Source organism: Methyloversatilis sp. (assembly GCF_030696805.1).
Classification (GTDB): Bacteria; Pseudomonadota; Gammaproteobacteria; order Burkholderiales; family Rhodocyclaceae; genus Methyloversatilis.
This window is the reverse complement of sequence record NZ_JAUYRO010000033.1, coordinates 1-12,848: the sequence shown is the minus strand read 5'-3', so window position 1 is coordinate 12,848 and position 12,848 is coordinate 1. Positions and strand designations below refer to the sequence as shown.

General features: G+C 66.9%; 14 protein-coding genes. 7 read left to right on the top strand and 7 right to left on the bottom strand.

The features are described 5' to 3' along the window. The first annotated feature begins 1 nt into the window (after nucleotide 1). Complete coding sequence (locus tag Q8R75_RS03835; RefSeq protein ID WP_305663518.1) at nucleotides 2-958, top strand: complex I NDUFA9 subunit family protein; 957 nt, start codon at nucleotides 2-4, stop codon at nucleotides 956-958. Nucleotide 959: 1 nt separating this feature from the next. Continuing rightward, complete coding sequence (locus tag Q8R75_RS03830; RefSeq protein WP_305615697.1) at nucleotides 960-2,225, top strand: multifunctional CCA addition/repair protein; 1,266 nt, start codon at nucleotides 960-962, stop codon at nucleotides 2,223-2,225. Here Q8R75_RS03830 and ruvB read toward each other — a convergent pair. Genes ruvB through Q8R75_RS03815 form a run of 3 tightly spaced genes read right to left on the bottom strand, consistent with a single transcriptional unit; the run spans nucleotide 2,193 to nucleotide 4,597 of the window. Beyond that, entirely contained in the window at nucleotides 2,193-3,263 is a 1,071-nt protein-coding gene (ruvB, locus tag Q8R75_RS03825; protein ID WP_305615699.1) for a Holliday junction branch migration DNA helicase RuvB, read from the bottom strand. The two genes, Q8R75_RS03830 and ruvB, sit on opposite strands and share 33 nt — an antisense overlap. A 4-nt stretch (nucleotides 3,264-3,267) precedes the next feature. Further along, nucleotides 3,268-3,957 carry a 16S rRNA pseudouridine(516) synthase gene (locus tag Q8R75_RS03820; RefSeq protein ID WP_305615705.1) on the bottom strand — a complete coding sequence of 230 codons (690 nt, stop codon included), beginning with the start codon at nucleotides 3,955-3,957 and terminating at the stop codon, nucleotides 3,268-3,270. A 1-nt stretch (nucleotide 3,958) separates the two neighbouring features. Next, the gene (locus tag Q8R75_RS03815; RefSeq protein ID WP_305615707.1) at nucleotides 3,959-4,597 is read right to left on the bottom strand and encodes an MBL fold metallo-hydrolase; all 639 of its coding nucleotides are present in this window, start codon (nucleotides 4,595-4,597) and stop codon (nucleotides 3,959-3,961) included. Between the two features lie 144 nt (nucleotides 4,598-4,741). On the opposite strand from Q8R75_RS03815, the gene Q8R75_RS03810 reads away from it, so the two are divergent. Continuing rightward, nucleotides 4,742-5,455: a glutathione binding-like protein gene (locus tag Q8R75_RS03810; RefSeq protein ID WP_305626655.1), complete on the top strand. Its 714-nt coding sequence runs from the start codon at nucleotides 4,742-4,744 to the stop codon at nucleotides 5,453-5,455. A 115-nt stretch (nucleotides 5,456-5,570) separates the two neighbouring features. Beyond that, nucleotides 5,571-5,777, top strand: a complete 207-nt coding sequence (locus Q8R75_RS03805) for a hypothetical protein (RefSeq protein WP_305615711.1) — start codon at nucleotides 5,571-5,573, stop codon at nucleotides 5,775-5,777. 47 nt (nucleotides 5,778-5,824) lie between these two features. Here the strand turns inward: Q8R75_RS03805 and Q8R75_RS03800 are convergent, their stop codons facing one another. From Q8R75_RS03800 to Q8R75_RS03785, 4 genes are all read right to left on the bottom strand, one after another. Continuing rightward, nucleotides 5,825-6,199 (bottom strand): YchJ family metal-binding protein, encoded by a 375-nt coding sequence (locus Q8R75_RS03800; RefSeq protein WP_305615713.1) that lies wholly within the window; start codon nucleotides 6,197-6,199, stop codon nucleotides 5,825-5,827. Continuing rightward, nucleotides 6,196-6,639, bottom strand: coding sequence for a hypothetical protein (locus Q8R75_RS03795; RefSeq protein ID WP_305615715.1), 444 nt, complete (start codon nucleotides 6,637-6,639; stop codon nucleotides 6,196-6,198). The genes Q8R75_RS03800 and Q8R75_RS03795 overlap by 4 nt, the downstream gene beginning before the upstream one ends. Before the next feature lie 122 nt (nucleotides 6,640-6,761). After that, a complete protein-coding gene (locus Q8R75_RS03790; RefSeq protein ID WP_305615717.1) occupies nucleotides 6,762-7,700 on the bottom strand; it encodes a carbohydrate kinase family protein in 939 nt (312 codons plus the stop codon). Between the two features lie 51 nt (nucleotides 7,701-7,751). Next, on the bottom strand, nucleotides 7,752-9,041 hold the full coding sequence (locus Q8R75_RS03785) for a glycosyltransferase family 1 protein (protein WP_305663521.1): 1,290 nt from the start codon (nucleotides 9,039-9,041) through the stop codon (nucleotides 7,752-7,754). A 69-nt stretch (nucleotides 9,042-9,110) separates the two neighbouring features. On the opposite strand from Q8R75_RS03785, the gene Q8R75_RS03780 reads away from it, so the two are divergent. Genes Q8R75_RS03780 through Q8R75_RS03770 form a run of 3 tightly spaced genes read left to right on the top strand, consistent with a single transcriptional unit; the run spans nucleotide 9,111 to nucleotide 12,520 of the window. Then, nucleotides 9,111-9,635: a TlpA disulfide reductase family protein gene (locus Q8R75_RS03780; protein ID WP_305615719.1), complete on the top strand. Its 525-nt coding sequence runs from the start codon at nucleotides 9,111-9,113 to the stop codon at nucleotides 9,633-9,635. 25 nt (nucleotides 9,636-9,660) lie between these two features. Continuing rightward, nucleotides 9,661-10,758, top strand: a complete 1,098-nt coding sequence (locus Q8R75_RS03775) for a transglutaminase-like domain-containing protein (RefSeq protein ID WP_305615721.1) — start codon at nucleotides 9,661-9,663, stop codon at nucleotides 10,756-10,758. A 49-nt stretch (nucleotides 10,759-10,807) separates the two neighbouring features. Next, nucleotides 10,808-12,520 (top strand): ABC transporter ATP-binding protein, encoded by a 1,713-nt coding sequence (locus Q8R75_RS03770; RefSeq protein ID WP_305615723.1) that lies wholly within the window; start codon nucleotides 10,808-10,810, stop codon nucleotides 12,518-12,520. Nucleotides 12,521-12,848 lie beyond the last annotated feature (328 nt).

Here is a 12,848-nt window from a genome sequence, read left to right as displayed (position 1 = left end):
GATGTCCCTTTCCACAGTTCTCCTGATCGGCGGCAGCGGTTTCATCGGCAGCCACGTCGCCCGCCTGCTTGCAGAGCGCAACATCCGCGTCATCGTGCCGACGCGCCGGCGTGACCGCGCCAAGCACCTGATACTGCTGCCCACGGTCGATGTCATCGAAGCCGACGCGCACGATGGCGCCACGCTGCACCGCCTGATGCAGGGCGCCGATGCGGTGGTGAATCTGGTCGGCATCCTGCATTCGCGCAGCGGCAGCCCCTGGGGCAAGGATTTCGAACGCGCGCACGTTGCGTTGCCGCACGCCGTCGCCGCCGCAGCAAAAACCGCCGGCGTGCCGCGCATGGTGCAGGTCAGCGCACTGGGCGCAGCCGCTGACGCGCCGTCCGAATACCAGCGTTCGAAGGCCGCCGGTGAAGACGCCGTACGTGCCAGCGGACTCGAATGGACGATATTCAGGCCGTCGCTGGTGTTCGGCGACGGCGAATGCTTCCTGCGCCTGTTCGCGCGGCTGCTGAAGCTGTTTCCGGTGATGCCGCTGGCTGGCGCCGACACGCGTTATCAACCGGTGGATGTGCGCGACGTGGCGCGCTGCATCGTGCATGCGCTCGACAGCGACGACACCATCGGTCAGATGTATCCATTGTGCGGGCCCAAGGTGTACACGATGCGCGAACTGGTGCAGCTGACCGGTCGCACCATCGGCCGCGATCCCTGCGTCATCGGCCTGCCCGGACCGCTGGCATCGCTGCAGGCGCTGATGCTCGAAATGGCGCCCGGCCCGACGTTGATGTCGCGCGACAACCTGCGTTCGATGAGTGTCGACAACGTGTGCGACGCCGGCTGCACGCTCCCGTTCGGCTTCACGCCGGCGCTGCTGGAAAGCGAGATCGGCCGTTGCCTGGCCGACTTCACGCCGACCGACCGTTTCGAGCGCGCACGTTCAAAGGCAGGCAGATAGGGTGCGCATCTACCGCGTCGGCGGCTCGGTTCGCGACGAGCTGATGCAGTTGCCGGCCGGTGATCGCGACTGGGTGGTGGTCGGCGCCACGCCCGACGACATGCGGGTCGCCGGCTACACGCCGGTCGGCCGCGATTTTCCGGTCTTCCTGCATCCCGATACGCACGAGGAATACGCGCTGGCGCGTACCGAGCGCAAGACCGCGCCCGGCTACCGCGGCTTCGTGTTCCACGCCGATGCATCGGTCACGCTGGAAGAAGATCTGCAGCGGCGCGATCTGACGATCAATGCGATCGCACGGGCCGATGACGGCACGCTGTTCGATCCCTGCAACGGTCGGGCCGACATCGAGGCGCGCGTGCTGCGTCATGTCGGCCCCGCCTTTGCCGAAGATCCGGTGCGTATCCTGCGGCTGGCCCGCTTTGCCGCCCGGTTCCATGGCTTCACCGTCGCACCGGAAACGCGGGCGCTGATGCGTGGCATGGTCGAGGCGGGCGAAGCCGGCGCCCTGGTTGCCGAGCGCGTGTGGCAGGAGCTGTCGCGCGGCCTGATGGAAGCGCACCCCTCTCGCATGATCGACGTGCTGCGCGACTGTGGGGCACTGGCCGTTGTTCTGCCCGAGGTCGATGCACTGTTCGGCGTACCGCAACCGGAAAAGCACCATCCGGAAATCGATACCGGCATCCATCTGCTGCAGTGTCTGGATTGGGCGGCCGCGCATGATGCGTCACTGGCGACGCGCTGGGCGCTGCTGGCGCACGATCTGGGCAAGGGTACGACACCGCGCGAAGACTGGCCGCGCCACATCGCCCACGAAGCGCGCAGCGTGAAGCTGGCGCACGCGCTGGCCGAGCGCCTGCGCGTGCCGACTGAGATTGCCGACATCGGCCGGTTGGTGGCGCAGGAGCACACCAACGTCCACCGCGCGGCCGAACTGCGTGCCGACACGATGGTGAAATTGCTGGAGCGGCTGGACGTGATGCGCAAGCCGGAGCGGCTGGCCGACATGCTGCTGGCCTGCGAAGCCGACCAGCGCAGCCGGCCCGGCTTCGACGCCGCCGGCTATCCGCAGGCGGACATCGTGCGCAGGGCAGCGGCGGCGTTCAGGGCGGTCGATGCCGGCGCGATTGCGCGATCGATGGCGGAAAAGGGCAAGACGGGGTCGCCGGAAAGCGGACCCGCCATCGCGCGCGAAGTGCAGGCCGCGCGGATCAGCGCCGTGGCGGCTGAGCGCTCAGCCAGCGGGCTTCGCGTCGTCCCAAAGTGACGCGATCGCCGGCGTGGGTGCGCCCAGCCCGAAGTGGCGATAGATCGCCGCGGTGACGATGCGCCCGCGCGGCGTGCGCTGCAGATACCCCTGCTGGATCAGATACGGCTCGATCACGTCTTCTATCGTGTCGCGCGACTCGCCGACCGCGGCGGCGAGGTTGTCCACGCCGACCGGGCCGCCATCGAACTTGTCGATGATGGCGCCAAGCAGCTTGCGGTCCATCATGTCCAGACCGAGGCTGTCGACGTCTAGCATGGTCAGCGCGGCATCCGCCACTTCGCGTGAAATGGCGCCGTCGGCCTTCACCTGGGCGTAGTCGCGGCAACGTCGCAGCAGGCGGTTGGCGATGCGCGGCGTGCCGCGCGAGCGGCGCGCGATTTCGACGCTGCCTGCGTCGTCCATCGGACAGTCGAGCAGGCGGGCCGAGCGGCGTACGATCAGCGCCAGTTCGTCGGCGGTGTAGAACTCGAGCCGGGCAACGATGCCGAAGCGATCGCGCAGCGGATTGGTCAGCATGCCGGCGCGCGTGGTGGCGCCGACCAGCGTGAACGGCGGCAGGTCGAGCTTGATCGAGCGCGCGGCCGGGCCCTCGCCGATCATGATGTCGATCTGGAAATCTTCCAGCGCCGGGTAGAGTATTTCTTCCACCACCGGGCTCAGGCGGTGGATTTCATCGATGAACAGCACGTCGTTCGGTTCGAGGTTGCTCAGGATCGCCGCAAGGTCACCGGCGCGTTCCAGCACCGGGCCGGACGTCTGGCGCAGGCTCACACCCATTTCCGCGGCAACGATGTGCGCCAGCGTGGTCTTGCCCAGACCGGGCGGACCGAACAGCAGCACGTGGTCGAGCGGCTCGCGCCGCGCGCGCGCCGCGGCGACGAAAATGTCGAGCTGTTCGCGGATCTTGACCTGGCCGATGTATTCGTCGAGCCGTTTCGGGCGCAGCGCGCGCTCGAGCGCGTCTTCCTTCACGTCGGCCGGCGCAGCCGACACCAGACGTTCGGCTGCCGCCTGCAGCGGATCGGTATGGATCATCGCGTCACACCTCTGCCGGATCGAACCAGCGCCATTCGCCGGGCGCCAGATCGGCCGGCAATTCGAGCCGGCCGACGGCCACGCGATGCAGCGCCTCGACCCGGTTGCCGGCAGCGGCCACCATGCGCTTGACCTGGTGGTACTTGCCCTCACCGATGGTGATGGCGATCCGATGCTCGTCCAGCTGCTCGACCGCGTGCGCGGCGACCGACACGTCGGGTGCGTCGTTCAGCGCCACGCCGCTGCCCAGCGCCTTGAGCATTGCATCATCCACCGCATGCTTCACGGTGGCGACATAGCGCTTGAGCACGCCGTGCTTCGGCGACGTGAGCGTGTGGATCAGCTGGCCGTCGTCGGTCAGCAGCAGCAGGCCGGTGGTGTCTTCGTCGAGCCGGCCGACGCACTGGATCGCGCGCACGACCAGCGGCGACGGCAGCAGCGAAAACACCGCCGGATGGTGCTTGGGCTTCTGCGAGCATTCGTGGCCGGCCGGCTTGTGCAGCATTACGTATGACGGCGAGTGATAGCGCCAGGCTTCGCCGTCAACGGTGTAGTCGAGGTCAGCCGTGTCCACGTCGATGAATGGGTCGTCGACCATTTCGCCGCGCACGGTGACGCGTTCGAGGCGCACCAGGGCGCGACATTCGCGGCGGGTGCCGAAACCCTGGCTCTGCAGGATGCGTTCGAGCTGCATGTCAGCGTTGTCCAACGTGTGGGTTGTATTGGCGTTCTTCGCCGAAGGTCGACATCGGGCCGTGGCCCGGAATGAAGCGGATGTCGTCGCCCAGCGGAAACAGTTTTTCGCGGATCGAGCGGATCAGGTCGGCGTGGTTGCCGCGCGGAAAGTCGGTGCGGCCGATCGAACCGGCGAACAGCACGTCGCCGACCTGAGCCAGCCGGCCGACGCGGTCGACGAACACCACATGACCCGGCGTGTGGCCCGGGCAATGCACGACGTCGAGCGTCACGTTGCCGACCGTCACGGTGTCGCCGTCGGCAAGCCAGCGCGTCGGCTCGAAGGGCCGACAGGGCGGAAAGCCGAACATCTGCGACTGCACCGGAAAGCCGTCGATCCAGAACTTGTCGTCCGGGTGCGGACCTTCGATCGGCAGGTCGAGCTGCTCAGCCAGATCCCGCGTGGCACCGGCGTGATCGAGATGGCCATGCGTGATCAGTATCTTTTCCAGCGTGACGCCCTGCCGTTTGACCTCGGCAAGAACGCGTTCGAGATTGCCGCCCGGATCGACCACGGCGCCCTTCATGGTTTCGTCGCACCACAGCAGGGTGCAGTTCTGTTCGAACGGGGTGACCGGAATGATGGCGTGACGGAGCATGCGGCGTGCGGAAAGAGGCAGGGACTGCGCATTGTACGTGGTGGGTGCGCGAGGCATTCGCCACACGCAGGGCGAGATGCAACTGGCGCCCGTCGCGGGCAGCGGTTACGGTCGAATACATTGACCGCAACGGGGCAGCTCATCGTGATCGACCTTCATTTCTGGCCAACGCCCAACGGCTACAAGGTATTGATGTTCCTTGAAGAATCCGGCAATGAGCACCGCATTGTGCCGGTGAACATCGGCGCCGGAGAGCAGTTCCGGCCGGAATTTCTGGCCATTTCCCCGAACAACCGCATGCCGGCCATCGTGGATCATGCGCCGGCGGACGGCGGCGCGCCGCTGTCGGTGTTCGAGTCGGGCGCCATCCTGCTTTATCTGGCCGAAAAGACCGGTCAGTTCATGCCAACCGGACTGCGTCAGCGGGTACAGACGCTGGAGTGGCTGTTCTGGCAGGTCGGCGGGCTCGGCCCGATGGCCGGCCAGAACCACCATTTCGTGCAGTACGCGCCGGAGCCGATCGCCTATGCGATCCGCCGCTACGTCGACGAAACCTCGCGCCTGTACAGTGTGTTGAACAAGCACCTCGCCGATCGCGCCTTCATCGCCGGTGCGCAGTACGGCATCGCCGACATGGCGAGTTACCCATGGACCGTGCCGCACAAGCGCCAGCAGATGAATCTGGACGACTTTCCGCATCTGAAGCGCTGGCACGAAGCCATTCGCGACCGTGCGGCCACCGTGCGGGCGTACGCGCGGGGTGCGCAGGTCAGCGACAAACCGGTGGTCGACGAGCTTTCCAGCAAGGTGCTGTTCGGGCAGAACGCGGACACTGTCGGCAAGCCTCCGGGCGTTTGACGCGGTCACGCTTCGCAACATGTTCGACGCGCTGCACGATGAAGCGCCGATCGGCCTGTGCTAGGCTTTCCAGCACTGCGCCATGCGCATCTTTCCAGTCCTTCGGGAGAAAGCAATGAGTGCCGAAAAGCTGATTCACGACGCTGCAGACGAGTGCGAATGGGATCCGGATACCGTCGTCGGCATCCTTGCCGAGTTCATCGACGAATTCACCGACCCGGATGATTTCAAGGCCTTCCTTGAAGCCCGCGTGGCGGAAGAGGCGGTCGATGGCTACGACGAGGACGAAGAAGAGGAAAGCGCTGGCGCCGACGACTACTGAACATCCGCAGGCGGAGGCGTCTTCGGCAGGTCGCTCTGAGGGATCAATCAGGCCGCGAAGTCGCCGTCCAGGTAGAACCAGCGACCGTTTTCGCGCACGAAGCGGCTCGTTTCATGCAGCCGGTGCGCGCGCCCGCCCAACTTGCTGCGGGCGACGAATTCGACCGTGCCGTGATCGGCATCCTGCATCGAGCACTCTCGCACTTCCAGCCCCAGCCACTTCAGTCCCGCCTCAGCGGGCGCCAATGCGTGCGGCCGTGTTGTCGGATGCCAGGTGGCGAGCAGGTAATCAGTCAGGGCGAGCACGTAGGCGCTGTAGCGTGAGCGCATCAGCGCTTCGGGGGTTGCCGCTGGCTCGCCGGCGTGATGACGTGCGCAGCAGTCGGTCTCGATGCGACCGCTGCCGCACTCGCAGCGACTCATTGCGCGCGCGTGACCCGGGTGTTGCCGCTCGCGCCGACCAGGCGGACGCGCTCGCCGATCGCGAACTTCTCGTCACCTTGCTGGACGACTGAAACCACGTTGCCGGTGTCGAGCCGTATCGTGATTTCCTGACCCGCGCGGCGGGTCGCACCTTCTTCGATGAATGCGCCAGCCACACCGCCCACCACGGCGCCTGCAATGGCACCCGCCGTGGATCCCTGACCGCCGGCCAGACCGCCGACCGCCGCACCCGCAGCGGTCCCGATATTCGACTTCGTTCCCTCGATCGTGATCGCGCGCACGCTTTCGACCGTTCCCTGGCGGACCGACATTTCGCGCCGCGCCTGTTCGCGCGAATAGGTGTCTCCCGACAGGCTGGACTGACAACCTGCGAGAACGATGCCGGCCAGCAACAGGGCGGGCAATGCGATGCGATTCATGATGCTTCTCCGTATGCGGCCGCGACATCGCGGCCATACTGACCTTTTACCGCGCGCCGCACGGCGCGTCAGCCGGCCAATGGTGAGCGCATGTTTCGGCTCTCGAAACGTCGCCCCGGCGCTCAGAATGCCAGCGCAGTGCCGAAGGCGGCGCGATGACGGACGGCGATGTCGTCACGCGTCGGCAAGTGGTTCTGCCCGCCCCGGCTGGCGATCTTGATCGATCCCATGACCGACGCCAGACGCGCAGAGGCAATGATGTCGGCACCGCGCGACAGGCCGTACAGCAGGCCGCCGCGGTAGGCATCGCCGCAACCGGTCGGGTCGGCCAGCGTGTCGGCCGGCACGCAGGCCACTTCGGTCACCATACCGCCAGTGTAGACGCGCGAGCCTTCAGCGCCGCGGGTCACGATGAACGCCTCGACCTTTTCCGCGATCTGCGCTTCGGTCAGTCCGGTGCGCTCGCACAGCAGCCGGGCCTCATAGTCATTGACCGTGCACCAGCGCGCAAGATCCAGGAAATTCAACAGATCGTCGCCGCCGAACATCGGCAGGCCCTGACCGGGATCGAACACGAACGGGATGCCCGCGTCGGCAAACTGGCGCGCATGCGAAATCATGCCGTCACGGCCATCGGGCGCGATGATGCCCAGTTTGACGCCAGCGGCATCGGACACGCGGTTTTCGTGCGACACGTTCATCGCGCCCGGGTGGAAGGCGGTGATCTGGTTGTCGTCGAGATCGGTCGTGATGAAGGCCTGCGCCGTGAAGGCGGTGTCGACGCGTCGCACATGGGTCGCCGGGATGGCGAGCGACGAAAGGCGATCCATGTAGGGGCCGGCATCATGACCGACGGTGGCCATGATCAGCGGCTCGCCGCCGAGCAGCTTCAGGTTGTAGGCAATGTTGCCGGCACAGCCGCCGAATTCGCGCCGCATGTCGGGCACCAGGAAGGCCACGTTCAGGATGTGGATCTGGTCGGGCAGGATGTGCTGCTTGAAACGATCCGGGAACACCATGATCGTGTCGTAGGCGATGGAGCCGCAGATGAGGACGGACATGAAGGCAGACCGGTGGCGAAAAGCGCAAGTATACGGGCTTCCGCCGCCGTTTCAGCCGCGCGAACGCGCGCTGCGCAGTGCCTCGGCATTGCGCACCGTGGCGCGCAGGCGGCCGGCAAAGGCGTCCACCACGCTGTCCCAGCCCAGCTGCTCGACGCTGGCACGCGCGTGCACCGCCATGCCGGCGCGCAGATCGTCATCGAGCCCTGCGCGCACTGCCTGCGCGATGAAGGTGTTTTCGTCGCCCGGCGCGGCCAGCAGCCCGTTGTGCTCCGGCACCACCAGTTCGGCTGCAGCCGCCTGCGCGTAGCTCACCACTGGCAGTCCGCTGGCCAGCGCCTCGGTCAGCACATTGCCGAAGGTTTCGGTCAGGCTGCCGAACAGGAACAGGTCGGCGCTGGCGTAATGGGTGGCCAGATCGTCGCCGGTGCGCATGCCGGCAAACAGGTGATGCGGATACTGCCGCGCCAGCGATTCACGCGCCGGGCCATCACCCACCCACAGCATGCGGGCTTGCGGCCGCTGCGCACGCAGCGCTTCGAAGGCGCGCGCCACCAGGTCGAGATTCTTTTCCGGCGCCATCCGGCTGACGAATGCCACCACCGGATCGCGCTCGCCGACGCCCCAGGCGGTGCGCAGCGCGGCGCTGCGCCGCTGCGGCGAAAACAGCCGCGTATCGACGCCGCGCGCCACCACCTCGACATTGCGGTAGCCGCAGTCGATCAGCTGCGTCTGCATGGCACGGGTCGGCACGAAGGTTTCGTGGCCCATGTTGTGGAAGCGGCGAAGGTAGGCGGAGATCGGGCGCTTGAGCCAGCGGATGCCGTAGTGCGCGCTGTAGGCGTCGAAATTGGTGCGGAAGTCGCTGGTCACCGGCAACTTCAGCTTGCGTGCGCCGGCCATCGCGGACCAGCCGAGCGGACCTTCAGTGACCAGGTGCACCAGGTCCGGCCGTTCGACCGCCCACAGCCGGGCCAGCTTCTGCTTGGCGGGCAGGCCGACGCGCAGCGTGCCGTAGCGCGGAATGGGCATGCCGCGCGCCAGCACTTCGTGCAGCGCGCCCGACTGCATCGCGGTATCGTCCGCGTGCTGGCGCGGCCGGATCAGCTGGATGCGGTGACCGCGCGCCAGCAGGCCGTCGAGCATGCGCTTGAGGCTCATGGCGACGCCGTTGATTTCCGGTGGATAGGTTTCGGTCACCACGGCGATACGCAGCGGTTCATCTGCCGCGTGCAGTCGTTCCACGGTGAAGGCGAGTTCGTCGTCGGCGTCGTCCGGTCGCATCCGCGCAGTGTCGCGACCGGCCAATGCAGCAACATGACGGCGCGGTGACGCAACCATGACAGCCACTTGATGTCCATCGGCGAAATGAAAATCGGCAGTCGAACAAAAGGGAAGACGAAAACCTCGATGTGGGCGACACTTCGCGGCGCCGCAATGGGCGCGCTGCTACCTTCTTTGCTCTCGCATGCACTGCTCGGCACGGCGTCAGCCGCCGAGTCGGTGGCCGGTCTGGTGACCGAAGCACCGGCTGCCGCGCCGGTGGGCGACGATGTGCGACTTGCACAACAGCTTGCCCGCCATGCCGGACAGCCGCTGGTGATCAATTTCTGGGCCTCGTGGTGCGAGCCCTGCCGCGACGAAATGCCGGCGCTGGCGCGTCTGCCGGCGAAGCTGGCCGGAACCGGACTGGTCGTGCTGACCGTAGCGGTGGCCGATCGCGAAGCCGATGCGGCACTGTTCATGCAGCGCGCGCAGCTCACGCTGCCGGTGCTGCATGACCGCGACCAGCGTCTGAGCCGGCTGTGGGGCGCGCGTCTGCTGCCCTATACGGTGATCCTGGACCGGCAGCATCGCGTCGTGGCGCGTGCGCAGGGCGTGATCGAATGGGAGGACGACGCGGTGCTCGAAAGGCTGCGGCGTCTGCTGAAATAGCTATTGAATCAATCGGAGTGTGATCATGGATCGTCGTCGTTTCATCCAGTCTTCCGCACTGGCCGGGCTGTCGGGCGCGCTGCCGCGGATCGGCTCTGCCGCGCAACCCGCCTTCAATCCGTCGCCGTCCGCCGGCTGGCGCACCTTCGAGGTAACCACCGTTGTCACGCCGGTGACGCGCGGTGAAGTGGCCACGGTGTGGATTCCGCTGCCGTCGATCGACAATCCGGACTGGATCCGGCCGCTGGCCAGTGACTGGCAGGGCAACGCAGCGCGCGCCGGCATTGCAGAAGACACCGTATATGGCGCGAAGATGCTGGTGGCGCAGTGGCGCGCCGGTCAGGAGGCGCCGGTGATCGAACTGGTGAACCGCTTCGCCACGCGCGATCGCGCGATCGATTTCAGCCAGCCAGGGGCCGTCGCGCCGCTCGATGCGCCGTCGCACAAGCTCTACACGCAGGCGACCGAACTGCTGCCGACCGACGGCATCGTGCGCGACACCGCGTTGAAGATCACCCGGGGCGCGGGCAGCGACATGGAACGCGCCCGCGCCGTGTACGAGTGGATCTGCGACAACACCGAACGCAACCCGAAAACGCGCGGCTGCGGCCTCGGCGACATCCGCAGCATGCTGGAGAGCGGCAATCTGAGCGGCAAGTGTGCCGATCTGAATGCGCTGTTCGTCGGTCTGGCCCGCGCCGCCGGCCTGCCGGCGCGCGATGTCTATGGCGTGCGCGTGGCGGATTCGAAATTCGGCTATAAAAGTTTGGGCAAGGCCGGCGACATCACGAAGGCGCAGCATTGCCGCGCCGAAGTGTGGCTGGCCGGTTTCGGCTGGGTGCCGGTCGATCCGGCGGACGTGCGCAAGGTGGTGCTGGAAGAGCGCCCCGGCCTGACGCTGAAGGACGACGTGGTGGTGGCCGCACGCAAGGCGCTGTTCGGCTCGTGGGAAATGAACTGGCTGGCTTACAACGTGGCGCACGACCTGAAGCTGCCGGAATCGACCGGGCCGGCCATCCCCTTCCTGATGTATCCGCAGGCGGAAACATCGGCCGGGCGCGCCGACAGCCTCGATGCGGCCAATTTTGTCTACACCATCACGTCGAAGGAAGTGACCGCCTGACCCTGACTGCCCTCGCCGGCGCGGCCATCCAGCGCGCCGGTCCGTCACCGTGAAAGACTCCCGCCTGCTGCGCGCCGACGCGCACTTCCGCCTGACCGACGTTCCGCGCGCCATCCGGTTCTTTCTCGATACCGACCGGCGGCGCTACCTGCTGTTCATCTGCGTGCTCGGCGTGGTGCAGTTCTACCCGATGCTGCCGCCCTACCTGATCGGACAGGTCGCCGACTTCCTGATCGGCTGGCAGCGCGGCGACAGCCTGACGCCGATGTACACGCTGATCGCCACGCTGGGGGTGGCGCACGCGGTGGTTGCGCTGGTGCGGCTGTCGACCAAGCGGGTGATCGGCCGCATGTCGATCGATGCGCGCATGCGCGCGAAGGTGTGGGGCTTTGAACGCCTGCTCGGCTTTTCGCTCGGCTGGCACCAGAAGGAAAGTACCGGCAACAAGGCGCAGCGCGTGCTGACCGGCGCCGATGCGGTGCGCGACTGGACCAGCGAACTGGTCAATGCGCTGCTCACCGCATCGGGCGCCTTCTTCGGCGCGCTGATCGCCTGCATGCTGCTGCATCCGGCGACCGTGTTTTTCTTTCTGTATTACTGCGGCGTACTGGGCTTCATCGAGTGGTACTTCTACCGGCGCATCGCAAAGCTGTCCGACCAGATCAACGCGTCGATGGAAAACGCCAGCGGCAGCTTCGTCGAAAGCGCCGCCAATATCCTGTCGGTCAAGGCGATGAATGCCGGCGCCGACATGACGGCGCGGGTCGCAGCACGCGAACAGGCGGCGCGCGACTTCGCCTACCGCCGGCTGCGGCTGACCAACACCAAGTGGATGCTTTTCCAGCTGCATACCGCGCTGGCCTGGTCGCTCTACATACTGGGTGTGGCCTGGGGCGTGATGGAAGGCGGGTTGTCGGTCGGGCTGGTGCTCACCTACACCGCCTACTTCAACACGCTGCGCGAGGCGTCGATGGACATGACCGACCGCGTGCAGACCATGATCGAACGCACCTCCAACCTCGGCCGCATGATGCCGCTGTTCGCGCCACAGGCCGCGCAGCACGGCACGCTGGACTGGCCCGCCGACTGGCGGGCACTGCAGGCCGAATCGCTGACCTTTGCGCACGACGGCCGGCGCGTGCTCGGCCCGCTCGATTTCACGATAAGGCGCGGCGAGCACGTCGGCATCGCCGGGCGTTCGGGTTCGGGCAAAAGCACGCTGGTGAAGCTGCTGCTCGCGCTCTACCCGCCGGAATCGGGTCGGCTGGCGGTCGATGAGGTGCCGCTGTCCGACATCCGGCACGAGGCACTGCTGCACCAGATCGCCGTGGTGCCGCAGGAAACCGAACTGTTCAGCCTGTCGCTTCGCGACAATCTGACGCTGGGTCGCGACGTCAGCGAACTCGCCCTGCTCGATGCCTGCCGCATCGCGCAGCTCGACGACGTGATCGCGCTGCTGCCCGACGGGCTGGACAGTCCGGTCGGCGAGAAAGGACACAGCTTGTCAGGTGGCCAGCGCCAGCGCGTCGGCATCGCGCGTGCCGTGCTGCGCGACGCGCCGGTGCTGCTGCTTGACGAAGCCACGTCGGCGCTCGACGCCGACACCGAAGCGCGCGTGATCGACGCGCTGATGAGCGATCACGCACCCGGCCGCACGGTCATCCTGATCGCACACCGGCCGCGCGCCTTCGAACGCATGGGCCGCGTGCTCACGATGGACGCCGGGCAACTGGTTGGTCCCTCCGCGGCCGTGCCGGCCTGATAGGGGTTGCACCGCTGCGGCCGGGATGCGGCGGCGGCTTGCGAAAGTCGGAGTTGGGCATCGCTGCGCTCACCCCAACCTACGTGCGGGCGGTGCTCGGCGGGTACTTCCACCGGGGTATTGCGGCGAGCGGGCGCGGTGGCCGAAGCGGCGGTCTTTGCGGAGGCTGGTGTTGGGCATCGCTGCGCTCACCCCAACCTACGTGTGGACGGTGATGGGCGGGTACCTCCACCGGGGTATTGCGGCGAGCGGGCGCGGTGGCCGAAGCGGCGGTCTTTGCGGAGGCTGGTGTTGGGCATCGCTGCGCTCACCCCAACCTACGTGTGGA